This window comes from Leucobacter chromiisoli (assembly GCF_016522505.1).
Taxonomy (GTDB): Bacteria; Actinomycetota; Actinomycetes; order Actinomycetales; family Microbacteriaceae; genus Leucobacter; species Leucobacter chromiisoli.
This window is the reverse complement of the sequence record NZ_JAEHOH010000019.1, coordinates 49,549-71,805: the sequence shown is the minus strand read 5'-3', so window position 1 is coordinate 71,805 and position 22,257 is coordinate 49,549. Positions and strand designations below refer to the sequence as shown.

Annotated in this window: 22 protein-coding genes and 1 pseudogene; 11 read left to right on the top strand and 12 right to left on the bottom strand. The window is 69.3% G+C overall.

Annotated elements, in window-relative coordinates; translation table 11 throughout:
- Nucleotides 1-115 precede the first annotated feature (115 nt).
- Nucleotides 116-724 (top strand): TetR/AcrR family transcriptional regulator, encoded by a 609-nt coding sequence (locus JD276_RS12940; RefSeq protein ID WP_200116071.1) that lies wholly within the window; start codon nt 116-118, stop codon nt 722-724.
- 24 nt (nt 725-748) lie between these two features.
- Here the strand turns inward: JD276_RS12940 and JD276_RS12935 are convergent, their stop codons facing one another.
- Together JD276_RS12935 and JD276_RS12930 are read right to left on the bottom strand one after the other, a co-directional pair.
- Nucleotides 749-1,858: a histone deacetylase-like amidohydrolase gene (locus JD276_RS12935; protein ID WP_200116070.1), complete on the bottom strand. Its 1,110-nt coding sequence runs from the start codon at nt 1,856-1,858 to the stop codon at nt 749-751.
- 50 nt (nt 1,859-1,908) lie between these two features.
- Nucleotides 1,909-3,120 carry an MFS transporter gene (locus JD276_RS12930; protein ID WP_200116069.1) on the bottom strand — a complete coding sequence of 404 codons (1,212 nt, stop codon included), beginning with the start codon at nt 3,118-3,120 and terminating at the stop codon, nt 1,909-1,911.
- Nucleotides 3,121-3,380: 260 nt separating this feature from the next.
- Between JD276_RS12930 and JD276_RS12925 the strand changes: the two genes are divergently transcribed.
- Nucleotides 3,381-3,584 carry a hypothetical protein gene (locus tag JD276_RS12925; protein WP_200116068.1) on the top strand — a complete coding sequence of 68 codons (204 nt, stop codon included), beginning with the start codon at nt 3,381-3,383 and terminating at the stop codon, nt 3,582-3,584.
- 28 nt (nt 3,585-3,612) lie between these two features.
- Here the strand turns inward: JD276_RS12925 and JD276_RS12920 are convergent, their stop codons facing one another.
- Together JD276_RS12920 and JD276_RS12915 are read right to left on the bottom strand one after the other, a co-directional pair.
- Nucleotides 3,613-4,341, bottom strand: coding sequence for a methyltransferase domain-containing protein (locus JD276_RS12920; protein ID WP_200116067.1), 729 nt, complete (start codon nt 4,339-4,341; stop codon nt 3,613-3,615).
- Nucleotides 4,338-5,429: a type III polyketide synthase gene (locus JD276_RS12915; RefSeq protein WP_200116066.1), complete on the bottom strand. Its 1,092-nt coding sequence runs from the start codon at nt 5,427-5,429 to the stop codon at nt 4,338-4,340. Before JD276_RS12915 ends, JD276_RS12920 begins: the two co-directional genes overlap by 4 nt.
- 303 nt (nt 5,430-5,732) lie before the next feature.
- Between JD276_RS12915 and JD276_RS12910 the strand changes: the two genes are divergently transcribed.
- Entirely contained in the window at nt 5,733-8,207 is a 2,475-nt protein-coding gene (locus tag JD276_RS12910; protein ID WP_200116065.1) for a helix-turn-helix transcriptional regulator, read from the top strand.
- Nucleotides 8,208-8,274: 67 nt separating this feature from the next.
- Nucleotides 8,275-9,390: a glutathione S-transferase family protein gene (locus JD276_RS12905; RefSeq protein WP_200116064.1), complete on the top strand. Its 1,116-nt coding sequence runs from the start codon at nt 8,275-8,277 to the stop codon at nt 9,388-9,390.
- A 15-nt stretch (nt 9,391-9,405) separates the two neighbouring features.
- Here the strand turns inward: JD276_RS12905 and JD276_RS12900 are convergent, their stop codons facing one another.
- Complete coding sequence (locus tag JD276_RS12900) at nt 9,406-10,119, bottom strand: NRDE family protein (protein ID WP_200116063.1); 714 nt, start codon at nt 10,117-10,119, stop codon at nt 9,406-9,408.
- Nucleotides 10,120-10,227: 108 nt separating this feature from the next.
- On the opposite strand from JD276_RS12900, the gene coaBC reads away from it, so the two are divergent.
- Nucleotides 10,228-11,499, top strand: a complete 1,272-nt coding sequence (coaBC, locus tag JD276_RS12895; RefSeq protein ID WP_200116062.1) for a bifunctional phosphopantothenoylcysteine decarboxylase/phosphopantothenate--cysteine ligase CoaBC — start codon at nt 10,228-10,230, stop codon at nt 11,497-11,499.
- On the opposite strand, the gene JD276_RS12890 is transcribed toward coaBC, so the two are convergent.
- On the bottom strand, nt 11,496-11,912 hold the full coding sequence (locus tag JD276_RS12890; protein WP_200116061.1) for a MerR family transcriptional regulator: 417 nt from the start codon (nt 11,910-11,912) through the stop codon (nt 11,496-11,498). The genes coaBC and JD276_RS12890 overlap by 4 nt on opposite strands.
- 184 nt (nt 11,913-12,096) lie before the next feature.
- Here JD276_RS12890 and JD276_RS12885 point away from each other — a divergent pair, with 184 nt between their 5' ends.
- The 3 genes and pseudogenes from JD276_RS12885 to JD276_RS12875 form a co-directional block, all read left to right on the top strand.
- Nucleotides 12,097-13,608: a SulP family inorganic anion transporter gene (locus JD276_RS12885; RefSeq protein WP_200116060.1), complete on the top strand. Its 1,512-nt coding sequence runs from the start codon at nt 12,097-12,099 to the stop codon at nt 13,606-13,608.
- An 86-nt stretch (nt 13,609-13,694) separates the two neighbouring features.
- Complete coding sequence (locus JD276_RS12880; RefSeq protein ID WP_200116059.1) at nt 13,695-15,458, top strand: lipase family protein; 1,764 nt, start codon at nt 13,695-13,697, stop codon at nt 15,456-15,458.
- A gap of 169 nt (nt 15,459-15,627) precedes the next feature.
- Nucleotides 15,628-15,723: pseudogene (locus JD276_RS12875) on the top strand (HhH-GPD-type base excision DNA repair protein); the annotation flags it as partial.
- Between the two features lie 59 nt (nt 15,724-15,782).
- Here JD276_RS12875 and JD276_RS12870 read toward each other — a convergent pair.
- Both JD276_RS12870 and JD276_RS12865 read right to left on the bottom strand, forming a co-directional pair.
- Nucleotides 15,783-16,166, bottom strand: a complete 384-nt coding sequence (locus JD276_RS12870) for a type II toxin-antitoxin system VapC family toxin (RefSeq protein ID WP_200116058.1) — start codon at nt 16,164-16,166, stop codon at nt 15,783-15,785.
- Nucleotides 16,163-16,387: a FitA-like ribbon-helix-helix domain-containing protein gene (locus JD276_RS12865; RefSeq protein ID WP_200116057.1), complete on the bottom strand. Its 225-nt coding sequence runs from the start codon at nt 16,385-16,387 to the stop codon at nt 16,163-16,165. Before JD276_RS12865 ends, JD276_RS12870 begins: the two co-directional genes overlap by 4 nt.
- A gap of 269 nt (nt 16,388-16,656) precedes the next feature.
- Between JD276_RS12865 and JD276_RS12860 the strand changes: the two genes are divergently transcribed.
- Nucleotides 16,657-17,849, top strand: a protein-coding gene (locus tag JD276_RS12860; protein ID WP_200116056.1) for an IS3 family transposase whose coding sequence is annotated in 2 segments (ribosomal slippage) — nt 16,657-16,941 and nt 16,944-17,849 — 1,191 coding nt in all. Because the reading frame shifts where the segments join, the coding sequence is not laid out codon by codon here.
- A gap of 219 nt (nt 17,850-18,068) precedes the next feature.
- Here JD276_RS12860 and JD276_RS12855 read toward each other — a convergent pair.
- Nucleotides 18,069-19,109 carry a hypothetical protein gene (locus JD276_RS12855; protein ID WP_200116055.1) on the bottom strand — a complete coding sequence of 347 codons (1,041 nt, stop codon included), beginning with the start codon at nt 19,107-19,109 and terminating at the stop codon, nt 18,069-18,071.
- Nucleotides 19,110-19,202: 93 nt separating this feature from the next.
- Between JD276_RS12855 and JD276_RS12850 the strand changes: the two genes are divergently transcribed.
- Complete coding sequence (locus JD276_RS12850; RefSeq protein ID WP_200116054.1) at nt 19,203-19,787, top strand: HhH-GPD-type base excision DNA repair protein; 585 nt, start codon at nt 19,203-19,205, stop codon at nt 19,785-19,787.
- An 86-nt stretch (nt 19,788-19,873) separates the two neighbouring features.
- On the opposite strand, the gene JD276_RS12845 is transcribed toward JD276_RS12850, so the two are convergent.
- The 3 genes from JD276_RS12845 to JD276_RS12835 all read right to left on the bottom strand — a co-directional run bounded on the left by JD276_RS12845 (nt 19,874) and on the right by JD276_RS12835 (nt 21,727).
- Nucleotides 19,874-20,866: an SRPBCC family protein gene (locus JD276_RS12845; protein ID WP_200116053.1), complete on the bottom strand. Its 993-nt coding sequence runs from the start codon at nt 20,864-20,866 to the stop codon at nt 19,874-19,876.
- Between the two features lie 101 nt (nt 20,867-20,967).
- The gene (locus JD276_RS12840; protein WP_200116052.1) at nt 20,968-21,330 is read right to left on the bottom strand and encodes an ArsR/SmtB family transcription factor; all 363 of its coding nucleotides are present in this window, start codon (nt 21,328-21,330) and stop codon (nt 20,968-20,970) included.
- Between the two features lie 70 nt (nt 21,331-21,400).
- On the bottom strand, nt 21,401-21,727 hold the full coding sequence (locus JD276_RS12835; protein ID WP_200116051.1) for an ArsR/SmtB family transcription factor: 327 nt from the start codon (nt 21,725-21,727) through the stop codon (nt 21,401-21,403).
- Between the two features lie 16 nt (nt 21,728-21,743).
- Between JD276_RS12835 and JD276_RS12830 the strand changes: the two genes are divergently transcribed.
- Nucleotides 21,744-22,220, top strand: a complete 477-nt coding sequence (locus JD276_RS12830) for an SRPBCC domain-containing protein (RefSeq protein WP_200116050.1) — start codon at nt 21,744-21,746, stop codon at nt 22,218-22,220.
- Nucleotides 22,221-22,257 lie beyond the last annotated feature (37 nt).

Genomic DNA, 22,257 nt, shown 5'->3' with positions numbered 1-22,257 from the left:
AATTAGATTTAATACACTGGATGAACGTCGTTCCTGCTTCGGAGACGACATCGAAGAAGCTCGGATTCAGTCGATCTCAGCTCCGGGGGCGTCTCCCCTGGAGGGAAGGAGCCCCATGAGGAAGCGCACTCCCCGCGACGAGCGGCACCGCCTGCTCCTGGAGGCCGGGGAACGCACCCTGGTCGAGCGCGGGTTGCACTCGCTCAAGCTCAAGGACGTCGCTTCGTCCGCTTCGATCACTCCCTCCGCTGTGCTGTATCACTACCCCGACCTGACGGATCTGATCCGGGATATCTACGAGGAGGCGAGCGAGCGCTGGTATCACGGCCGGAAAGCGCGGATCGCCGGGGTCGATTCCCCCGCCGACCGCATTCGGGCCCTCGTCGACAGCGGCCTCCCGACCTCTCCCGCGGACGCGTCGGTGCGTTTGCTCTGCGAGCTCGAAGGCATGTCGGTCAGGAACTCCGACTACGCTCGGCTCATGCAGGAGCTGTTCGATCAGCAGGTCGAGCTGTACCGAGAGGTCCTGGAGCGAGGGGCTGAGACCGGCATCTTCACACTGCGGATGACGGCGCTCGAGATCGCGCGAGCGCTGGTCGCACTCGAGGATTCTCTCTCGTACTACATCCTGAACGATCACCCGAGCCTGAGCTTCGACCACTGCCGCGATCTGATCCTGACCACCGCGGGCAACCTCACCGGAACTCAACTCATCACCGCCTGAGTCAAGGTTGACGTCGACGCAGCCCTAGCCCGGAATCGCGCCGCTGCTCTGCGCGGCGGCCCGTGCCTCGTCCACCCGTTCGCGCTGGTAAGGGTTCAGACGCTGATCGTCGAGGTCGTCGAGATACTCGAAGTCGCCGAACGGCACCGGAGGCTCGATCCCGAGGAGCTCAGTGAGCAGGAAGAGCCCCGAGAAAGGAACGGCGAAGCGAGAGTAGCCGCCCTCCTGAGCGAACACGAGTCGACCGTCGGTCCACCGATCGGCGAGATCCTGGGCGAGCCGCGTGAGGGTGCGGAAACCCTCCGGGGTGATGAGCATCCTGCCCATCGGATCGAGACCCGACGCGTCGAATCCCGAGGCGATGATGATCAGCTCCGGCTGGAACGCGTCGATCGACGGGGCCACCACGCGTTCGAACGCGTATTCGTAGGCGCCGATCCCCGCTCCCGCGGGAAGCGGGATATTCACGTTGCTCCCTCGAGCACCGTCGCCGCCCACCTCTGATATCCGTCCCGACTCGAACGGGAACAGCTGATGCTGGTGGATGGAGATCGAGAGCACATCCGCATCGTCCCAGAAGATGCTCTGGGTGCCGTTGCCGTGGTGCACATCCCAGTCGATCACCGCGATCCGTCGAACGCCGAGCTCAGCGCGAGCCTTCTGAATCGCGATCGGGATGTTCCCCAGGAGACAGTAGCCGCGCCCCCGGTCGGCCTCGGCGTGGTGACCGGGCGGTCGGACCAGCGCGTAGGCGCTCCGCGCTCCACCCGTCACCACCGCCTCCACGGCCGCGTAGACGCCGCCGGCCGCGAGAACGCAGATCTCGTATGATCCGTGCCCGAAGTTCGCGTAGTCGCCCATCGAGCCGCCGTCTGCGTCGGAGAGCTCCTTGAACCGGTCGAGGTAGTCGGTCGGATGCACTCGGAGGAGGTCCTCCCTGCTGAGCTCTGCCGGCTCGAGATGGTGCAGCAGCTTATCGACCCGGGTCGCTCCGAGCAGGTGCAGGAAGCGACGGCGCGCCTCGGGCGTCTCCATCTCGGCGCCCTGCTCCACCCACGGCCCGCCCGCGTCGCGCGCATCATGCCAGAAGAACCGCTCGTCGGTGACGAAACCGACCCGATCACCTCTCGTCATCTTCATCATCCCTTCTGTCCGACCTTCTGTCTGAAGTTCGTGACCCACGGTCATGCCGTCGGGTCAGCAGCCGCCGGCGTCCCCGTCACGGCTTCCTGCTTGGTCGAGATGCGAGCGATCACGATCATGGGGACCACCAGCAGCACGCTCACGCCGGCGATCATCCAGCCGAAGCCCTGGTAGCCGCTCACCTCGACCGCCCACGTCGCGAACAGCGGAGCGAAACTCGATCCGATCAGGTAGACGCCGAGAATCGGGCCCGACCAGCGTCCTCGAGCGTCCAAACCGGCTGCGGTCGCGATGAAGTAGGTGTAGGCCACGCCGTAGATGAAGTTCCAGGCCACCAACAGCGCGGCATACGCTACCGCGTCCGTCGCGACGGTCGAGGCGAATTTCAACGAGCCGCCGACCACCAGCATGAGGGCGAGCGGGAGGGCGCGCCCGAAGCGCGGGCCGAGGAGCACGACCACGAACGCGCCCGCGAGACCACCGATCGTCGACAGGCTCAACACGAGGCCGAGCAGCGCGTCGTCGAGACCCGCCTGATCCGCGCCCATGGTTCCGGCGATCGCCCAGAGGGAGTCCTCGCTGAGCGCCCAGATCGCGAACAGTCCCAGCAGTGCGAAGCCGCTGAGGACCACGCGCGTGTTCTGCACGGGGACGGCGCCCGGCACGGGCGCGACTTCAACACTCTCCGAAGGCGTCTCGGGGAGGAACCCGGTGACGGCGAGCGCGACGAGGGCGACCGCTGCCGCCGCACCGAACACGCTGACCATACTGAGCCCGACCGCCGGGACGAGCGCAAGCAGCACAGCATTGGAACCGCGATTGAAGAGCATGTTGAACCCGGCGGCCCGATTCGAGCCCTGGAAAGCCGCCAGTGCAGCGCCGCCGGCCGCCGCTGCGGCGCCCGCTCCGAGCCCCGCGAACACGAGAGCCGCCGGCAGCAGTATCCCGTCCGCCGGCGCCAGTGCCGCGGCGCCGAACCCGATCACGGCCGCGAGGAGCCCGAATCGGGCGGTGACGCGACGCTTCCGACCGGCCACCAGGGGAGCCGCGAGCAGTGACGCCACGGCGGTGGCCAGGAGGTTCCCCGTCATCATCAGACCGGCCTCCGAAGCCGGCACTCCGATGTTCTCCAGGGCGAGCAGCATGAGCGGGATGAGATTCGCCGTGAGATATCCCACGAGAGCAACCGTGAACGTCACTGTCCCCGCGCCCCACGTCAGCGGTGAGCGTGACTCGATCTGTGTGGCCGACACGGTTCCTCCTTGAACTCTTCGTCGTAGCTGTCAAATTAAATTCAATATAACAACGACGTCCGGGAGACACAATGGTGAGTCCGGAGGCGCCGCACTCCGCGGCGGATACCCCCGCCGCTCGGCCACGTCAAGCCCCTGCCCGCGCTCTCAGGGGCGCACCTACGGTAGTCGGACAGGTGGGAGGGCCACGGACGAACGACGCAGGCGCGAGACGACCGACGAAGCACCGGCGCGTGAACGGCGTCGGCAGGAGGTGACCGATGATGGCGAAGAAGTACGACACGCAGAGGCCCCCGTCGCGCGACGAGGAGCGTCGCGGCAAGGACCCGAGCCAGCCGACCGCCGAGGCTCCCGACTCCGTCGAGGAGTCGGTGCCCGAAGCGGTCGAGGACGCGGGGAAGGTCGGGCCCGACGCGGCTGATCCGCCTCGCGCAGGATCGGATCGCGACGACCGGAAGAACTGATTCCGCCGCTGGAGTCAGCACCGCCCCTTCATCCGCCTTCGCGTCCCGTCCGGGGCGCACCTCGCCCTTCGGAGCGGTGCACCGCGAGCACCCTGAAGCGGGGCGCGGAAGGCGTCGACCAGCCCGAGGGCAGCCGGGCCGCGAGTTCTTCGCGCGTGTAGCTGCGGCGGATGCTGCGCAGGCCGTCGGTGCGGAGGAAGGACCCGGGGGCGAGGGGCGTGATCCCGACCGCGAAGGCCGCGTAGGCGACGGCGCTCCGCTCGATGTCGGAGTGCACGCACAGCCGGGCGGCGAGCGCTTCGGAGTCGGCGAGCAGACCGTCCAGCTCGGAGGAACCGAGGTGGTGCAGCAGGTGGTTCGAGACCACGACGTCGAACCGCTCTCCCGCGGCGACGAGTTCGTGCGCATACGCCTTACGGTACGTCACTCCGCCCGCTGCACTCGCCTCCTCCGCCACGGCGAGCGCACGCGGGTCGGGATCGATGCCGACCCCCTCGACCGCAAAACCGTCGCGGCGGGCGAGCCGCACGAGGCGCCGCAGAACGTCCCCGGCTCCGCAACCGATGTCGAGGAGCCTGACCCGCCCCTCGACGGAAGCGAGGGCCGGGCGCAGCGTCGACCGGTACACGCCGTCCCACCCCGAGACCAGGCGGTTGACGGCTCCGAAGCGCTGCAGCGTCCGCCGCAACCGCACGGGATCGCACTCGGGATCGTCCATCAGCTCGGCCAGGTGCTCGTCGCGCGACGAGAGGGTCATGCCGCGCCCTCCCTGCGGGTGAAGAGCGCGGTCTCGACCGTGAGCCCCGGGCCGAAGCAGAGGCCGGCCACCCTCGCACGGTCGCCGAGCGCGTCGTCGGCGAGGATGCGCTGCAGGATGAACAGCACCGTGGCGCTCGACATGTTCCCGTAGTCCCGCAGGACCGCACGGGAGTGGGCCATCGCGGCGTCGGAGAGGCGGAGGCCCGCCTGCACGCGGTCCAGCACGCTGCGGCCCCCGGGGTGCACCGCCCACGCGTCCGCCGCTCCCCCGCTCAGCATCGGCCCCGCAACCGCTTCGATCTCCCGCCCGATGATGCGCGGCACCTCGGCCGTCAGCCGCATCTCGAACCCCTCGTCGCCGATGCTCCAGTCCATGTCGTCCTCGCCCTCGGAGGTGATCGACGTCGAGAACGCCCCGACCTCGAGGGACGCGCCGGCGCGCGGCCGGTCGTCCGACGCGAGGACCGCTGCGGCGGCCCCGTCCGAGAAGACGGCGGAGGCGACGATCTGCTCGGGGTCCGGGGAGGAGCGGATGTGCAGCGAGCAGAGCTCGGCGCACACGACGAGCGCGACCGCGCCCGGCTGGGCCTCGCAGAACCGGGCGGCGGCCCGCAGCGCCGGGAAGGCGGCGGCGCACCCCATGAAGCCGATGTGGTAGCGCTCGGCGCCCGCGGGGATGCCGAGATCCCTGACCAGGAGGAAATCGGGGCCGGGGGCGAAGAACCCGGTGCAGGACGCGGTGACGACGTGCGTCACCTCCGAGGCGGAGCGCCCCGCGCGGGCGAGCGCGTCCTCCGCCGCCGCCGCGAAGAGCGCCGGCACCTCGGCCCGGTAGACGGCGTTGCGCTCGCCCGTCGTCGGCGCGTGCAGCCGTCCGTCGCCGTCGACGAACACCCCCTCCTCGCCGTCGAGCAGCGGGATCGCGGTGTGCCGGTGTGCGATGGCGGACTGATCGAACGCCGCCCCGATGAGCCTGGCGGTGCGGCGGTCCACGCCGGGCTGCGATGCGAAGAAGTCGCGCACGTCCGACTGCGGGAGCCGGCTGTTCGGAACCGCGGTGCCGACGGACAGGAGCTGGGTGGCCATGCCTCAATGTACCCCGGAGGCCTCCCTCGGGGCCGGGGCTTGACAGCGCCGCGGCGCGGTCGAAGCGCGTGTCCCGGTCCGTCTCGCGGAGGGGATCGCAGCGCCTCCCGACACCCCGCTGCGCGAATTTCACCCGCGTTTTTCACCCGTTCCGCCTCTCGCTCGGCCTGCATTTCGATCGGCCCGATCGATCCGGCATCATGTGAGTCAGCGAGAGAAGTGGGGGCCGAGTTGGCGGGCATGAGGAACGTGCGAGCTTCCCGGCACTCGGACCGACTCCGCCGACCGAGGCTCCTCAAGCGGATGGATGCGGCGGCGAGGGTGGTCGTGCTGCGCGCGGAGGGCGGGGCCGGCAAGACGGTGCTCGCCGCCCACTGGGCGCGGGAGACCGACGACTTCGAGGTCGTCTGGGTCGGCGTCGACGAGGGGACGCGCGAACCCCGGAGCTTCTGGCTGCGCACGTTCTCGGCGGTGGGAGCGGTGCTGGGCGGCCGTCATCAGGATCTCGCCGCTGAGTATCTGAGCGGCCTCATCCCCACCGACGAGGCCCCCGCCCTGCTGGCATCGGTGCTGATCCGGGATCCGCGGCCCATCGCGCTGGTGTTCGACGACCTGCACCTCGCGAGCGAGGAGACCCAGGACCGGCTCGTCTCGCTGGTGGGCCGGGTCCCGGAGCTCAGGGTCGTGGTGACCACGCGGCAGCGGACGGGCTTCGAGACCCCGACGGCGAGGACGGCGCTCGACGTCGAGGTCATCGGCTCGCGCGAGCTCGCGTTCACCGCGGCCGAACTCGCCGGGCTCGCCCAGAGACTGCCCTATCGGCTCGCCCCCTCCGAGCTGTCGCTCCTGAGGCGCGCCACGCGCGGACACCCGCTCGCGACGCAGCTCGCGCTGTCGGTCGTGCGCACGCTCTCGCGGAACGGCTCCCGCCGGCCGGGAAGGGAGGAGATCGCCCGCGGCGTGGAGGCGGCCGTCACCGATTTCCTGCCCGCGTTCGACGCCGCGGCCGAGGAGCAGCTGGCCACGGCCGTCGCCCTGTGCCCCGAGGTCGACGAGCCGCTCGCAGCGGCGCTCGGCGGCGAGCGCGCCTGGACTGCGATCGCGAGCATGGAGGAGCGCGGCCTGGGGCGATTCGCGGCCCGCGCGGGGCGGCAGGTGTTCCTCATGCACACGCTCGTGGCCTCGGCCCTCCGCCATCGGGCCGCGCAGACGCTCGGACCCGACGAGCTCACCAGGGTGCGGCGGATCGCATACGAGCATCTCCGCGAGCTGGCCGACCCCATCGACCTGCTCGTCCTGCTCGTCGAGGGCGGCCTCGACACGATGGTCTTCCCCCACTTCATCCGGCACTTCTCGGAGCTCAGCCTGCACCGGACGCACGACCTCATCGCGCTGCTCGGCCCCCTGCCGCCCGCCCGCCTGGAGCGCGAGGGCACCCTGCCCATCGTCCTGGCGACGGCCCTGAGCGAGCACTCCGTGGTGCCCGCGCCGAGAGCGAAGAAGCTCGTGCGCACGGGCCTGGCGGCCCTCCCGGAGCGGGCGGTCGGAGAGTCTCCGCTCGACGACGCCTACCTCCTGCTCGCCAGGCTCGCCGCGCTCCGGGTGCTGCGCCGGTACGACGCGGCCGCCGATGTCGGGGAGCGGCTGCTCGAGCGGCTCGAGACGCTCGACGCATCCGGTGTGGGCGGCGGATGGTTCCCCGCGAAGGTGCAGATCGCGTTCACGCACCTGCTCGCTCTGCGCACGGATCGGGTCCGCGAGCTCGGCGCCGCGCTCGACGAGGATCCGCATCCGACCCGCCCCCTGCACTTCCGCTCGCTGCTCGCCTTCGCCGACGCCTTCGCCGGTGATCTCCCGGCCGCAGAGCGGAGCCTCACGTTCGTGGAGGACGGCATGCCGGCCACCTGGCCCGACTCGCACTACGCGACCGGCTGGCGCCTGGCCTCGGCGCTCCGGGCCGCGGCGGACGGCGGCTTCGACGACGCGCTCGCGCTGCTGGAGCCGCTGGAGAGCCGCCTCGCGGTGCTCGACCTGTGGCCGGCGGTCCTCTGGACGCGCGGTGCGGTGCGGTTCGCGCAGGGTGCGCTCGCGCGCGGCCTGCGCGAGCTCGAGGCGGGGCTCGCCGAGACGCGGACGTACCCGATCGGCCGGGGGTGGAGCGAGCAGCTGCACGCCCTGCTCGCCGAGTACGCGATGGCCTCCGGCGACCTCGCACGCGCGACGAGCGTCCTGCAGGCATCGGGCGCGGATCCCGCGGTGCAGCTCTCCCGCGCCCGCCTCGCGCTCCGGTTCTCGCGGCCGCAGGAGGCGCTCGCCGTGCTGAACGGCACGGCGTCGGCGGACTACCTCCCCGCGCAGGAGGCGCAGCGCGCCCTCCTGCGCGCCGTCGCCCAGGATCGGCTGGGCAACTCCGAGCTCGCGAGCGCCCGCGCCGATGAGGGCTGCTACGCCCTCGGCAAGCTGCAGAATCCGCTGCCGCTCGCGTTCCTCCCGGCCCAGGCCCTCGACGACCTGCGGCGGTTGACGAGCCGCGCCCTCTGGAGGGAGCCGGCGGGCCCGCCGGTCGCGCACGACGGACCGATGCTGGAGCCGCTCACCGCACGGGAGCAGCTGGTGCTGCGCGCGCTCGAGGAAGGTCGGCCGCTCGCCGCGATCGCCGCCGAACTGCACGTCTCGCTCAACACGATCAAGAGTCAGACCCGCAGCATCTACCGGAAGCTCCACGTATCGGGGCGGAGGGAGGCCGTCACGAAGGCGGCGCAGCTGGATCTCCTCTAGTCGCGGTCGGCAGCGGCGAGCCGGCTCGCCGCTGCCATCCCGGCCCGGTGCGGCGTAGGCTGGCGGCATGGCGAAGAAGACCGAGCACTCCACGAAGGGCGCCTACGTCACGACCGGCGCCGAGTTCACCCGCGACACGAACTACATCGAGGATCGGATCGTGGCGGATCCCGCGGCCGTGCGCGCCCTTCCCGCGCCTCCGCCCTCGAAGATCGGATCGCTCGGCTTCGGACTCTCCGAGGGAGCCGAGGCCTGGCCCGTCGAGCCGGGGCGCTACCGCCTGGTGGCCGCGGCCGCATGCCCGTGGGCCAACCGCACGATCATCGTGCGCCGGCTGCTCGGCCTCGAGGACGCGATCTCGCTCGGACGCCCGGGCCCGACGCACGACTCCCGCTCCTGGACCTTCGACCTCGACCCCGGCGGCGTCGACCCCGTGCTCGGCACGGAGCGGCTGCAGCAGAACTACTTCGCGCGGTTCCCCGGATACTCGCGCGGGATCACCGTGCCCGCCATCGTCGACATCCCGACCGGCGGCGTCGTGACGAACGACTACCCGCAGATCACGCTCGACTTCTCGACCGAGTGGCGCGAGTTCCACCGCGAGGGCGCCCCCGACCTGCTGCCGGAGGGCGGGTTCGAGGAGATGCGGCCCGTGATCGAGCGGGTCTTCACCGAGGTCAACAACGGCGTGTACCGCTGCGGCTTCGCGGGATCCCAGGAGGCCTACGACGCGGCGTACGCGCGGCTCTGGGAGGCGATGGACTGGCTCGAGGAGCGCCTCTCGTCGCGGCGGTACCTCATGGGCGGCACGATCACGGAGGCCGACGTGCGCCTCTTCACGACGCTCGCGCGCTTCGACCCCGTGTACCACGGGCACTTCAAGGCGAACCGCAACAAGCTCGACGAGATGGAGCATCTCTGGGGTTACGCGCGCGATCTGTTCCAGACCCCGGGCTTCGGCGACACGATCGACTTCGTGCAGATCAAGCGGCACTACTACATCACGCACGAGGACATCAATCCGACCGGGATCGTGCCCGCGGGCCCCGATCTCGCGGGCTGGCTCGACCCCCACGACCGCGCTCGCCTGGGCGGGGAGCCCTTCGGCGACGGCACCCCGCCGGAGCCGGTGCGCGAGGAGGAGCGGGTCGCGGCGGGGCACAACCCGCTCTACCCGGCGTAGACGACCCGACCCCGGCTAGCGGATCCGGGGGTCGCGCAGCCCGAGCGGTTCGAGGCTCGCGGCGCCCCGCGCGACCTCGGCGAGGCAGGCGAACAGCGAGACCGTCGGGAAGCCGTGCGCCCGATTGTCGCGCACGATCGCGCGATCGTCGGCGGGCGAGAGCTCGGCGCTGCGCTCCAGCACCTCGGCCCAGCGCCGCCGCCACTCCGGGGCGGGCAGCCCGGCGAGCGCGCGGAACTCCGGCAGCCAGGCGGTGATGCGCGCCGTGCGCGGGTCGTCGACCTCGTGGTGGGCGATCATGTGCACGCCGGGAGCCAGACGCCGCCTCCGCACGGCGCTCCCGTCCCACGCCGTCACGAACGCGCCCTCCGGTCGCACCTCCACGAGGTTGAAGCTCGCCGTCGGCGGGTCGTCGACGGCGTACGGGGAGTCGCTCGCGACGGAGTCGAGCACGATCCCGCCGCGGGAGGCGAGCGGCCCGCGGCCCTGCGCCACGGGCTCCGGCCGGTTCAGGATCACGGCGAGCCGCCCCTGCCGCTCCGAGACCGCGAGCCAGGCGCCGCCGGCGCGGCGATCCCGAACCCCCTGCACCCCGGGGTGCGCCTCCGGCCACCACTCGCCGGGCGGATCCCACTCGCGCTCGGGATCCTCGTCGCGCACCGCCAGCAGGCGCGTCGCGGCTCCCTCGGCACTCGCCGCGCCGGGCACCTCGATCACCACCGTGCACATGCCCGCCCCTCCATCCCGCTCTGCGTCCGATCGTAGCGGCGGGACCGCTCCGCGGCCGCGGCGCTCCGGCGTGGTGCGCACCCGGCGCGCGGATGCGAAGATGGAGTCGTGTTCATCGTGCTCGGCGTCACCGGCGGCATCGCCGCCTACAAGTCCATCGTGCTCGCGCGCCTGCTCGTCGAGGGGGGTCACGAGGTCCACGTGGTGCCGACGGAGGACGCCCTGCGCTTCGTCGGGAAGCCGACCTGGGAGGCGATCAGCCGCCGCCCCGTCACCACCTCGGTGCACGAGGACGTGCCAGAGGTGCGGCACGTGGCCCTCGGCCAGCGCGCCGATCTCGTGATCGTCGCCCCCGCGACCGCGAACACGCTCGCGAAGATGACCGCCGGCCTCGCCGACGACCTGCTCGGCACCACGCTGCTCGCGACCCGCGCGCCGGTGCTCGTCGCGCCGGCGATGCACACCGAGATGTGGCAGCACCCCGCCACGCAGCAGAACCTGGCGACGCTGCGGGATCGCGGGGTGGTCGTCGTGGGCCCGGAGAGCGGCAGGCTCACGGGCGACGACAGCGGCCCGGGGCGCATGAGCGAGCCCGAGCAGATCGCCGCGGCGGCGCTGCGGCTCGCGGCCGGCGGCGCGGAGAGCGCCGGGGCGGGCACGCCTGGGACGCGCGACGACTGGCACGGTCTCGCCGTGCTCGTGACGGCCGGAGGCACGCGCGAGCCGATCGATCCCGTGCGCTACCTCGGCAACCGCTCGAGCGGTCGCCAGGGCGTCGCGGTCGCCGTCGCGGCGGCGGAGCGCGGAGCGCGGGTGCGGCTCCTCGCCGCGAACGTCGAGGACGCCGTGCTCGCCGAGGCGGGCGCGCACCCGACGATCCGGATCGAGCGCGTCGGCACGGCCGCCGAACTCGAAGCGGCGGCGAGCGCTGCGGCCGCGGGCGTCGACGTCGTGGTGATGGCCGCCGCGGTCGCCGACTACCGCGTGGACAGCGTCGCGGAGGGGAAGCTCCGGAAAGAGGACACTGCCGGCGCTCCCCCGGTGCTGCGCCTGGTGGAGAATCCCGACATCCTGGCGGGTATCGTCGCGGCGCGGCCGGCGGGCCAGACGCTCGTCGGCTTCGCCGCCGAGACGGCGGAGTCCGAGGAGGAGCTCCTCGAGCGCGGCCGCCGCAAGCGGCGGCGCAAGGGCGTCGACCTGCTCGCGGTGAACGCGGTCGGCTGGGCCGAAGGCTTCGAGACGGGGCGGAACACGCTGCACCTCATCGACGCGGCCGATGAGCTCATCGCGACCGTCGGAGGCAGCAAGCGCGAGGCGGCCGAGGGGCTGCTCGACGCCGTGCTCGCGCTCCGCGGGAGGGACGAGACGCCGCTCGGCTAGACGCCGGTCGCCTCGGAGTCGCTCCCCTCGGCCCCGGCCGTCGCCCGCTGCAGCTGCCCGATGAACTCGTCCGCGGCGCCCAGCTGCTTCGCGAGCTTGGCGCGGCGCTCCTCGGCGTCCGCGCGGAAGTCCTCGAGCGCGCGCTGCGCGTTCGCCCCGGCCGATCCCGCGCTGCCGGCGTTGTCGATGGCTCGCAGCAGATCCCCCATCTGCTCGAGCGAGTAGCCCAGCGGTTTCATGCGGCGGATCAGCATGAGCCGCTCGAGATCGTCCTCCGTGTAGAGGCGGAACCCTCCCTCCGAGCGGCCCGAGGGTGTCAGCAGCCCGATCTCGTCGTAGTGCCGGATCGTGCGCAGCGACAACTCGGTGCGCTCCGCCAGCTCGCCGATGTGCATCATCCCGCTCTCGGGCATGCGCCCCTCCTCGCTCGGTCGACTCGACTCAACCCTCACATTACGTTAGGGTTTCTTGCTGTGCCCGCCTTCGCCGGGCCGCGACCCGCGCGGATCGGCCCGCCGGGCGACCGCGAAGGCGCGCCCGCAGGCTTCACCCATGCTTTCACGTCGAGAGCGCGCACACGAACACTGGAGGAACCGCATGGCCACCGCGACGACGGACGGCAAGAACCGGTATCGGCCGCAGCCGTCCGTCATTCAGGCGCTGAAGAGCCCCCGGCTCCTCACCCGCGAGGCTCTGGCCGGGCTGGTCGTCGGCCTCGCGCTGATCCCCGAGGCCATCTCCTTCTCGATCATCGCGGGCGTCGACCCGAAGGTCGGCCTCTTCTCGTCATTCATCATGGCGGTGGCGATCGCGTTCCTCGGCGGCAGGCCCGCCATGATCACGGCAGCCACCGGCGCCGTGGCGCTCGTGGTCGCGCCCGTCGCCCCGACCTACGGCCTCGACTACCTCATCGCGACCATCATCCTCGCCGGCGTCTTCCAGATCGTCCTCGCCGTGCTCGGCGTGGCCAAGCTCATGCGCTTCCTCCCCCGGAGCGTCATGGTCGGCTTCGTGAACGCCCTGGCGATCCTCGTCTTCATGGCCCAGCTGCCGCACCTCATCGGCGTGCCCTGGCTCGTCTACCCGCTGGTCGCCGCCGGGATCCTCGTCATCATCGTCATGCCCCGGATCACCAAGGCGATCCCCGCCCCGCTCGTCTCGGTGATCGTCATCACCGCCGCGGCGGTGCTCTTCGCGTTCAACGTGCCGACGGTGGGCGACCAGGGCGAGCTGCCGCGCAGCCTGCCCGAGCTCTTCGTCCCCGACGTCCCGCTCACCTGGGAGACCTTCACGATCATCGCCCCGTACGCGCTCGCCGTGGCGGTCGTCGGTCTCATGGAGTCGCTGATGACGGCGAAGCTCGTCGACGAGGTGACCGACACCCACTCGAACAAGACGCGGGAATCCTGGGCGCAGGGCTCGGCCAACATCCTCTCGGGCTTCTTCGGCGGAATGGGCGGATGCGCGGTGATCGGCCAGACCATGATGAACGTGAAGGTGTCGGGGGCGCGCACCCGCGTCTCCACCTTCCTCGCGGGCGTGTTCCTCCTGATCCTCGTCGTCGCGCTCGGCGACCTCGTCAGCATCATCCCCATGGCGGCGCTCGTCGCCGTGATGATCATGGTGTCGGTCGCGGCGTTCGACTGGCACAGCATCACGCCGTCCACGCTCAAGCGCATGCCGAAGAGCGAGACCTTCGTCATGGTGACGACGGTCGTGGTCGTGGTGGCGACGCACAACCTCGCCATCGGCGTGATCGTGGGCGTGTTCGTGGCCTCGGTACTGTTCGTGCGGCGCGTCGCGCACTTCGTGTCGGTGGATCGCGAGGTGACCGAGGCGTTCGGCGTGAGCACCGCGCACTACTTCGTGACCGGGGAGCTGTTCTTCGCGTCGAGCAACGACCTCACCACGCTGTTCGAGTACGCCGAGGATCCCGAGCGCGTCGTGATCGACATGTCGCAGTCGCACATCTGGGACGCTTCCACGGTCGCGGCGCTCGACGCCATCGTCACGAAGTACGAGCAGCACGGCAAGACGGTCGAACTGGTCGGCATGAACGAGCAGACGACCGACTTCCACGCGCGACTCACGGGCGGGCTCGGGGGCTGACCCGGTCTGAGGGGCGTTCGGCCCCGCTCTGGCGACGCATCTCTCCGAGAGATCCGGCATACGTCCGTCGTCCATAGGATTGTGACATGAGCTCGACGTCCCCGCACAGTGACGCCGCGGCCGAGTCGCAGCCCCGCTCGCAGCTCATCATCCTGGCGGTGCTCGCGCTCGGGCTGGGAGCGTTCCTGATCATCCGCCCGACACTCTCTCTGGACGTCCTCGCGCTGCTCGTCGGAGCGGGCTTCCTCGTCCACGGCGTCGTGATCATCGTCCACGATCGAGAGAGCGAGCTCCACGGGCCCTCCTGGTGGCGGCGAGCCCTGGTGTTCGAGGCCGTGCTCTGGGTCGCAGCGGGCGTGTTCGTGCTGCTGCACATGGGCCTCACCGTGCGCGTGCTCGCCGCCGTGATCGCCGCGGGGCTGCTCGTGGGCGGCGTGCGCACCGCCTCCGGTGCGTTCCGGCGCAGCATCGGCGTCGATGACCGGGTCGCAGCGGGCGCGCTCGGCGCCGCATCGGCGATCCTCGGTCTGCTCGCCCTGCTGTGGCCCGACATCACGCTCCTCGTCGCCGCCGTCGCCTTCGGCGCGCGCCTCGTCATCGACGGGTGCACGGCGGGATGGAGGGCGCTCCGAGGAGCGACCGGGCCGTCGCGCGGGCGCGCCCCTGGAAGGATGCGCCGCTTCGCGCGCACGACCGCGGCCATCGCGTCGCTGGCCCTGGCCGTCGCAGCGGGAGCGGTGAGTGTCGGGTTGCACGAGGGATCGCCGGTCGTCGACGAGTTCTACGCCCCTTCCCGCGATGTGCCGGATGCACCGGGCCAGCTGATCCGCGCAGAGCCCTTCACGCGGGGAGTGCCCGAGGGTGCGATCGGGTGGCGCATCCTCTACACGAGCAGTCGAGCAGACGGCACCCCAGCCGTGGCAAGCGGTCTGGTGGTCGTGCCCGAGAACGGGCCCGGCCACTGGCCCGTCGCCGACTGGCCTCATGGGACCACCGGGTTCGGGCAGCAGTGCGCCCCGTCGCTGCTCGAGGATCCGTTCGGCTCCGGCGCGCTGTTCGTGCTGCCCGAGATCATCGACCGGGGCTGGGCGCTCGTCGCCACCGATTACATCGGGCTCGGCACCGAGGGGCCGCACCCCTACCTGATCGGCGAGGACTCGGCCCGCGCCTCCCTCGACGCGGTTCGCGCCGCTGGGCAGCTCGGGCCGGCCGACCTCAGCACGGACGTGGTCGCGTGGGGGCACTCCCAGGGCGGCGGAGCGGCACTGTGGAGCGGCGCATCGGCCGCCGATTATTCCCCGGAGCTCACGCTCCACGGCGTCGCCGCGCTCGCACCGGCGGCCAACCTGCCCGCCCTCGTCCGGAATCTTCCGAACGTCACGGGCGGCAGCGTCTTCGCCTCCTTCGTCGTCGCCGCGTACACCGAAAACTACCCCGATGTGACCTGGCGCGAGTACATCCGTCCCGGTGCCGAGCAGACAGTGCGATCGATGTCGACGCGGTGCCTGTCAGAGCCGGGCATGCTCGTCTCGGTCCTGGACGTCCTCGCACTGAGCGCAGATCCGGCGATCTTCCGGGACGACCCGACCGCGGGCCCGCTCGGAGCGCGCTTGGCTCAGAACGTGCCCCGTGCCACGATCCCGGCGCCCGTCCTGATCGGGCAGGGCGAGGCCGATACCCTCGTCATCCCCGCGGCCCAGCAGGAGTACGTCGACGAAGTCCGCGCCGCAGGCGGACAGATCGACTACCGCACCTACCCCGGCGTCGACCACGTCCCGCTCGTCGAGGCCGACTCCCCGCTCATCCCCGAGCTGCTCGCCTGGACGGACGGCCGATTCGGCGATTCCTGACTCGGGCGCCGTGCGGACGATGTCCCACCGTGTCGACCTCGCTTCGGGCGCGTCTCTCTGGGCGCATGGTGACAGCACCGCTCCGGCAGGAGTCGTCCGCGGCGAGTCTTCGGTCATGCTCCGCGTCGGTTCCCCGTGGTTTCAGCACCAGATCGGTGACACTGGACTCCTGGTCATCCACCTCACCGACGACGCTGCCGCCGACACGCTCCTCACCGAGAACCCGCTCGCGCTCCTGATCGGGATGCTGCTGGACCAGCGGGTGCGCTCACCAGAGGGCAATATGACGCGGGAGTGGCTCGCACCCTGACGAGGCGCAAGAAGTTACGGCAGCAGCGCGCAATCCGGAACGGATGCCGAGAGACGAGCGTCGAGAGTCAGCAGTGAGCACTGCGCTGCCCGCGCGAGCACGACGTACATGGCGTCATAGGCGCTGACATTGTGCCGCAGGGAATAGACGGCGGGCAGCATGGACATCATCGGCACCTGCTCGATGCCGAGCGCGTCGAACTCGCGGAATGCACGCAGCGCCTGCTCGTCGGTGACCTGCTGGCTGAGAGACCAGCCGCGGATGACGGAGGCGACCTCGGCCGTGAGGTGCTGCGGCGCCAGCAGTTCGTGCTGGCCTATCAGCGCAGCCGCCCGTCGCCCTGCTTCGGTTCCGAATAGGATCTCGGCGACCGCAGATGCATCGACGACGAGCGTCATCGACCGCGTCGCTGCTCGGCGAGCACCTGTGCCGCCGGTTCGAGTGCGACAACGCTACGGCTCGCGATCCGCTCCAGCAGTTCGGCCCGGCTCGGACGCGTCGCGAGGCGGTCGAGCTCGCGCAGCAGGTAGTCGCTCAGCGAACGACCCTCGAGCGCCGCCTTCGCTTTGAGCGCACGGCTCGTCTCCTCGGAGACGTTGCGAACCTGGATCGTTGTCATGCAACTAGCATATAACACATGCATTCTACATGCAATGCTCATCGAATGACCTGACCCGTCCTCCCGCGGCATCCGTTCAAGTGCCAGACCAGCCGAGGTACAGTTCGCAAGCCTTGGCACGCATCGTCACCGAGTGTGATTGCGCATGTGGAGTCACGTCGAGCCGCCGGAGTGGACACCCCGGAACCCCTCGGGCAAGAGGGTCTGATGCAGGAACAGGTGACATCAAACGTGGCTAGCCGAGAGGGCTGGCCTGGAAGGATGTCATCATGCCCAAGCCGTTTCCTAAGGAGTTCCGCGACGACGTGATCCGCGTCGCCCAGAACCGTGATCCAGACGTCACTCTCGCGCAGATCGCGAAAGATTTCGGCGTCCATGTTGGAACGCTCGACAAGTGGATGCGTCAGGCACGTGTCGAGGCCGGCGAACAGCCGGGTGAGACGAAGTCGGAGTCCGCCGAGCTGCGTGAGCTCCGCAAACGCAATCGCCTCCTCGAACAAGAGAATGAGGTGCTGCGTCGCGCAGCGGCGTATCTGTCGCAGGCTCATCTGCCGGGAAAAGGCTCTACCCGCTCGTGAGCGAGCTCGCCGCGGACGGGATTCCCGTCGTGGTGTCGTGCCGGGTATTGAAGCTCGCCCGCCAGCCCTACTACCGCTGGTTGAAGACGCCAGTCACCAGCCGGGAGTTGGGCGAGGCGTATCGCGCGAACGCGCTGTTCGACGCACATCGTGACGACCCCGAATTCGGGTATCGGCTCCTCGCCGACGAAGCCCGCGACGAGGGACAAGCGATGTCGGACCGGACGGCGTGGCGGATCGCATCGGTGAACGGCTGGTGGAGTGTGTTCGGGAAGAAGCGGAGCAAGAATGGGAAGAAGCCTGGCCCTGCTGTTCACGACGATCTCTGTGTCGTTATCGACGAGCACGGGCGTGAGCGTCACCAGTTCACAGCTTCCCGACCGAACCAGCTCTGGCTGACAGACATCACGGAACACAAAACGAGTGAAGGCCGACTCTATCTTTGCGCGGTCAAGGACGCTTTCAGTGGTCGGATCGTGGGCTACTCGATCGACTCGAGAATGAAAGCATCACTCGCGGTCCGCGCCGTCCGAAACGCGGTCCGGATGCGCCAAGACGTGAACGGCTGCATCGTGCATTCCGACCGTGGATCGCAATTTCGAAGCAGGAAACTGCGTCGAGAACTCGCCGCGCACAACCTCGTCGGCTCGATGGGCAGGGTCGCGTCCTGCGGCGATAACGCGGCAATGGAATCGTTCTTCAGCCTGCTGCAGAAGAACGTCCTGAACCGGCGCTCCTGGGCCACACGTGAAGAACTGCGGATCGCGATCGTGACCTGGATCGAGCGGACCTACCGCCGGCGACGCAGGCAGGTCCGCCTGGGCCGTTTGACGCCGATCGAGTTCGAGGCCATCATGAACAACGACCTGGCCCTCGCGGCCTAACCAGAACTGTCACCTGTTCCTACATCAGACCCCGCTGCCGACCGCCTGCTCACGGAGAATCCGCTCGCGCTGCTCAACGGCATGCTGCTCGACCAGCAACTCCGTTAACCAGGAGATAGCAACTTGTATTTTAGCGCGCTACCCAGAGCTCCAATCAAAATGCTTCAGCCAAGAACGCAACGAACACATGAAAATTTGCTCCACTGATTCATCGGGGCGTTAGTCAAGAGGCTCAAAGTATGGCTTGGGTGCAACGGCAGGGACCCTTGACGCGTTCAAATGCAGCCAGCCTGGTGCATCCACCGAAACCAGACGCCGTTCGACTCCAACGAGTTGCTGCTGAGCGGCTTCATTCAGGGCGTATTCGATATCGACCACTTTCGCTGTTGGGTACTTTTCTAGCTGTTCTTGGAGACGGCGACCCATAGGGGTCGGCTTATAGAAGTAGTGACCGCGTTCATGCTTACCGAGGGTATAGATTGCTTCCGCCACAGCCTCGTACGCATCGTTGAAGAGACCCATGAACCCACCTGGATCAGGTAGCACCGTAAGCCAAAGCCCATGCTTTTGTGAAAAGCGAACACCAGCACGAAGATCCGGCGCCTCAGGAACAATCGCCACTCGTAGGCCCGCTCCTCCTTCTAGCGTGTGCCAATTACTCTTGATTGTCGTGGCGAGATGTCTATGACGTTCCTCATCGCTGAGGAACAGATCGGTCTTCCAAATCTGTTTGATTCGCGAGCGCAGGAGGGGCTCAGAGGCTTTACCACCAGCAGCTACTGATACCCAAGTATCGAATTTGAAGGGCCGACCTTGACCATCGGGAAGTAGAACTGCCATGTCCGCAGCCTCCTCAACCATGGCGTCGATAAATCCTAGATACTTTGCCCTTTCATACCCAAAAAGCAACGATCTAGGCACCTCAAGAGTTCTAAACCGTGGAGGAGAGGCCTTCTTCATCACATTTACCAGCGGCTCCAGTACCGACGGCTCTTCGCCGAGAATGGCCTCGTGAACAGCCCACTCGAAACCGTCCCCACGCATTCCTTTGTCACGGTTCAACCGGGCCATCTTGGCTAGCTGTCGCATCGTCACATCAGCGCGGTCTCGGTCCAAATCTTCCAGGTCCGAGTGGGTCAGCTGATCAAGCTGAGCTCGTAGTATTGATCTGGCAATTGCGTACAGCGCGCGCCCACGTTCATCGACCGGCGCTTGCTGCGTAATGAAACTAATATCGCCTGCAGATCGAGGTTCAGTCATGGAACCAGACTATTGTACAGAGGCAAGACAAGGTACTTTCATCTCACACTCAAAGGTGCCCTGTTGCGACTCAAGGATTGGAATAATCTACCCATGAAGCTCCAGCTGACCGGCGACGCCGCCGCCGATGAATTGCTCACGAACAACCCCCTCGCACTTGTTCTGGGCATGCTGCTCGACCAGCAGGTGGCGATGGAGGTCGCGTTCGTCGGGCCGCTGAAGATCGAGCAGCGGCTCGGCGCGTTCGACGCCGCGGCGATCGCGGGGGCGGATCCCGAGGCCTTCGTCGAGGTGTTCAGGCAGACCCCGGCCGTGCACCGGTTCCCGGGATCCATGGCCGGCCGCGTGCAGACGCTGTGCCAGCAGCTGCTCGACGACTGGGGCGGGGAGGCGAGCGCGATCTGGACGACGCCCGACGGGAGCGGCGCCGGCCCCGACGGCCCGACGGTGCTGAAGCGCCTGCGGGCGCTTCCGGGCTTCGGCGAGCAGAAGGCGAAGATCTTCCTCGCGCTGCTCGGCAAGCAGTGTGGTTTCGAGGGCGACGGCTGGCGCGAGGCGAGCGCCCCCTACGGCGAGGAGGGGGCATTCCGCAGCGTCGCCGACATCGTGTCGCCCGAGACGCTCGCGAAGGTGCGCGAGACGAAGCGGGCCGCGAAGGCCGCTGCGAAGCGGAAGTAGACGCCCGCCCGGCTCCGTGCGAAGCGCGGAACCGGGCGGGCGAGCACGGGCGCGGAACTGCGGTCTCGCCTCCCGCCTGCACCGAACTATGCGGCGATCACCTCGTTCTCGAGGCGGGCGTAGCTCGCCTCCATGCCGTCGACCATGCCGGTCGAGAGGATCATCTCGCGCGTGGCGGAGTCGGGGTAGGTGATCAGCAGCGAGACGAGCGTGCCGCCCTCGACGGGGGTGAGGGTGAGCTCGTTGATCGTCTCGGGGCTGTTCGCCGCATCCGGATCCTCGAGGGTCCACATCGCCTCGGTGCTCACCGAGCGGTGCGGCGGCGCGATCTCCTGCACCACGCCGGTGAAGCCGAACCGCTGACCGTCCGCCGAGTTCTCCCAGCCGCTGCGATGGCGCTGCCCCGGCTCGGTGCCGACCTCGCAGATCGGCATCGTCCAGCCGTCGGGCCCCAGCTGCCACCGGCGCAGCAGGTCGGGGTCGTGGTGGGCCCGCCAGACCTGTTCGACGGTGCCGCGCACGATCCGCGAGGTCCGCGCCTGGTTCTCCCCGATGAGCTGCAGCTCGGTGCCCCGGCCCGCCGCGAACGACGCGAGATCCTCGACGACCGCGTCGATCTGCCCCATCGCTGCGCTCATGCCCTCGACCATGCCCATGCCCTGCAGCTGCTCGAGCTCCTCGAGTGAGCTGAAGTGGGTCGTCGTGGTGAGGCGGGAGCCGAGCGCGGTCTCCGCGAACTCGAAGACCATGCGCATGCTCGGCATCTCGGCGTTCGGGGTGCCGTCGTCGTGCGAGAACCCGTCGCGCACCTCGAAGGCGCGCGGCTCGTCGACGGCGACCCATTCCCAGTAGCCGTGGCTGCGGTCGCCCTCGGGCCCGGTCATGTAGTAGTTGGTGAGCCCTCCGGGGAAGGCGTCGTGACGCAGGAAGGTCGCGGGGTACTCGGGCGGCCCCCAGAAGCGCTCGATCTGGCGCGGATCGAGGTAGGCGTCCCAGAGCCTGCGCACGGGGACGGTGAAGTCGGCGACGACGGTGAGCGTCAGCGCCTCGGGATCGGTGTTCACAGCGGTGATGGGCATGATGCGCCTTTCGGTGAGGGTGATGCGGATCCGGGCTCCGACGGTCGTCGGCGGTGCCCGGAGGGTTCGGGGAGCGATCCTCCCCGTGGACTCGGGGCGGCTCAGCCCTGGCGGGTCGGGCCGGGCGGCTCCTCCGCGAGCAGCGCGTCGAGACGATCGATGCGCGCTCGCCAGATCTGCTCGAAGTGCCCCAGGAGCTCCCGGGTGCGACGGATGGTGTCGGGGTTGCCGCGGATGATGCGCTCCCTTCCCCTCGGGATCCTGGCGACGAGGTCGGCGGCCTCGAGCACCGCGACGTGCTTCTGCACGGCGGCGAAGGACATGTCGTAGTCGCGCGCGAGCTCCGAGATCGAGGCCTCGGCGTCGAGCGTGCGGCGCACGATGTCGCGTCGCGTCGCGTCCGCGAGCGCCCGGAAGATCCGGTTCACCCGTTCGTCTGAGAGATCCTGCTCATTTACAACCATTTGGTTGTACATTACGTCGGGAAGGGCACTCGGTCAAGCCCCCGTGGAGGATCGCCCAACCCCGGCACCCTCACTCCCCGTCGAGCCGGGCGAGCAGGTCGACCGCCGCGTTCATGTAGCCGCCGATCCAGCGGTCATGGATGCGCTTGATCGGCAACGGCGCAAGGGAAAGGTGGCGCTCCCGGCCCGCCTTGCGCCCGGAGACCAGCTCGGCGCGCTCGAGCACCCGCAGGTGCTGCAGCACGGTGGTGCGATCGAGCTCCGAGAAGCGCGCGCAGAGCGATCCGGTGGTGCGGGGAGACACCTTCAGCTCATCCAGAATCCTGCGGCGCACCGGGGAGGCCAGCGCCTTGAACACCCGATCATCATCGGAATCCTTGTCGATCGCGCTATTCATGTTGTAATTTTATAACATGAATAGCGACGCCCCTCTCTCCGAACTCTCCTTCACCGTCTCGGGGCGTGTCGCGCGCCCGCGCGCGCAGGTGTACGAGGCCGTGGCCGATCCCGAGCAGCTCTCGCGGTACTTCACCACCGGCGGTGCCCGCGGGCGCCTGTCGCCCGGCGAGCAGGTGGAGTGGGATTTCGCCGACTTCCCCGGCGCGTTCCCCGTTACGGTGGTCGCCGCCGACCCCCCGCACCGGCTGGTCATCGAGTGGGACGGCGAGGCCACGACCGACCGGAGGGGCTCCACGCGGGTGGTCTTCGAGTTCGAGTCGCTCGACGGGGACGCCCGGACGCTGGTCACCATCACCGAGACGTCCTGGCAGGCGACCGCCGCGGGCGCCGATGCCGCGTTCGGCAATTGCGAAGGATGGACCGGCATGCTCGCGGCGCTCAAGGCCTGGCTGGAGCACGGCATCAACCTGCGGGACGGGTTCTACCGATAGACGCCGCGCAGCCGCGCCCTCGGCGCGCCGTCGGGGG

Excerpts from the sequence above, each read along its gene's own strand:
- JD276_RS12940 (WP_200116071.1), top strand. The coding sequence starts at position 116 with ATGAGGAAGCGCACTCCCCGCGACGAGCGGCACCGCCTGCTCCTGGAG.
- JD276_RS12935 (WP_200116070.1), bottom strand. The coding sequence starts at position 1,858 with ATGACGAGAGGTGATCGGGTCGGTTTCGTCACCGACGAGCGGTTCTTC.
- JD276_RS12925 (WP_200116068.1), top strand. The coding sequence starts at position 3,381 with ATGATGGCGAAGAAGTACGACACGCAGAGGCCCCCGTCGCGCGACGAG.
- JD276_RS12920 (WP_200116067.1), bottom strand. The coding sequence starts at position 4,341 with ATGACCCTCTCGTCGCGCGACGAGCACCTGGCCGAGCTGATGGACGAT.
- JD276_RS12915 (WP_200116066.1), bottom strand. The coding sequence starts at position 5,429 with ATGGCCACCCAGCTCCTGTCCGTCGGCACCGCGGTTCCGAACAGCCGG.
- JD276_RS12910 (WP_200116065.1), top strand. The coding sequence starts at position 5,733 with ATGGATGCGGCGGCGAGGGTGGTCGTGCTGCGCGCGGAGGGCGGGGCC.
- JD276_RS12905 (WP_200116064.1), top strand. The coding sequence starts at position 8,275 with ATGGCGAAGAAGACCGAGCACTCCACGAAGGGCGCCTACGTCACGACC.
- JD276_RS12900 (WP_200116063.1), bottom strand. The coding sequence starts at position 10,119 with ATGTGCACGGTGGTGATCGAGGTGCCCGGCGCGGCGAGTGCCGAGGGA.
- JD276_RS12890 (WP_200116061.1), bottom strand. The coding sequence starts at position 11,912 with ATGCCCGAGAGCGGGATGATGCACATCGGCGAGCTGGCGGAGCGCACC.
- JD276_RS12885 (WP_200116060.1), top strand. The coding sequence starts at position 12,097 with ATGGCCACCGCGACGACGGACGGCAAGAACCGGTATCGGCCGCAGCCG.
- JD276_RS12880 (WP_200116059.1), top strand. The coding sequence starts at position 13,695 with ATGAGCTCGACGTCCCCGCACAGTGACGCCGCGGCCGAGTCGCAGCCC.
- JD276_RS12870 (WP_200116058.1), bottom strand. The coding sequence starts at position 16,166 with ATGACGCTCGTCGTCGATGCATCTGCGGTCGCCGAGATCCTATTCGGA.
- JD276_RS12865 (WP_200116057.1), bottom strand. The coding sequence starts at position 16,387 with ATGACAACGATCCAGGTTCGCAACGTCTCCGAGGAGACGAGCCGTGCG.
- JD276_RS12855 (WP_200116055.1), bottom strand. The coding sequence starts at position 19,109 with ATGACTGAACCTCGATCTGCAGGCGATATTAGTTTCATTACGCAGCAA.
- JD276_RS12850 (WP_200116054.1), top strand. The coding sequence starts at position 19,203 with ATGAAGCTCCAGCTGACCGGCGACGCCGCCGCCGATGAATTGCTCACG.
- JD276_RS12845 (WP_200116053.1), bottom strand. The coding sequence starts at position 20,866 with ATGCCCATCACCGCTGTGAACACCGATCCCGAGGCGCTGACGCTCACC.
- JD276_RS12840 (WP_200116052.1), bottom strand. The coding sequence starts at position 21,330 with ATGGTTGTAAATGAGCAGGATCTCTCAGACGAACGGGTGAACCGGATC.
- JD276_RS12835 (WP_200116051.1), bottom strand. The coding sequence starts at position 21,727 with ATGAATAGCGCGATCGACAAGGATTCCGATGATGATCGGGTGTTCAAG.
- JD276_RS12830 (WP_200116050.1), top strand. The coding sequence starts at position 21,744 with ATGAATAGCGACGCCCCTCTCTCCGAACTCTCCTTCACCGTCTCGGGG.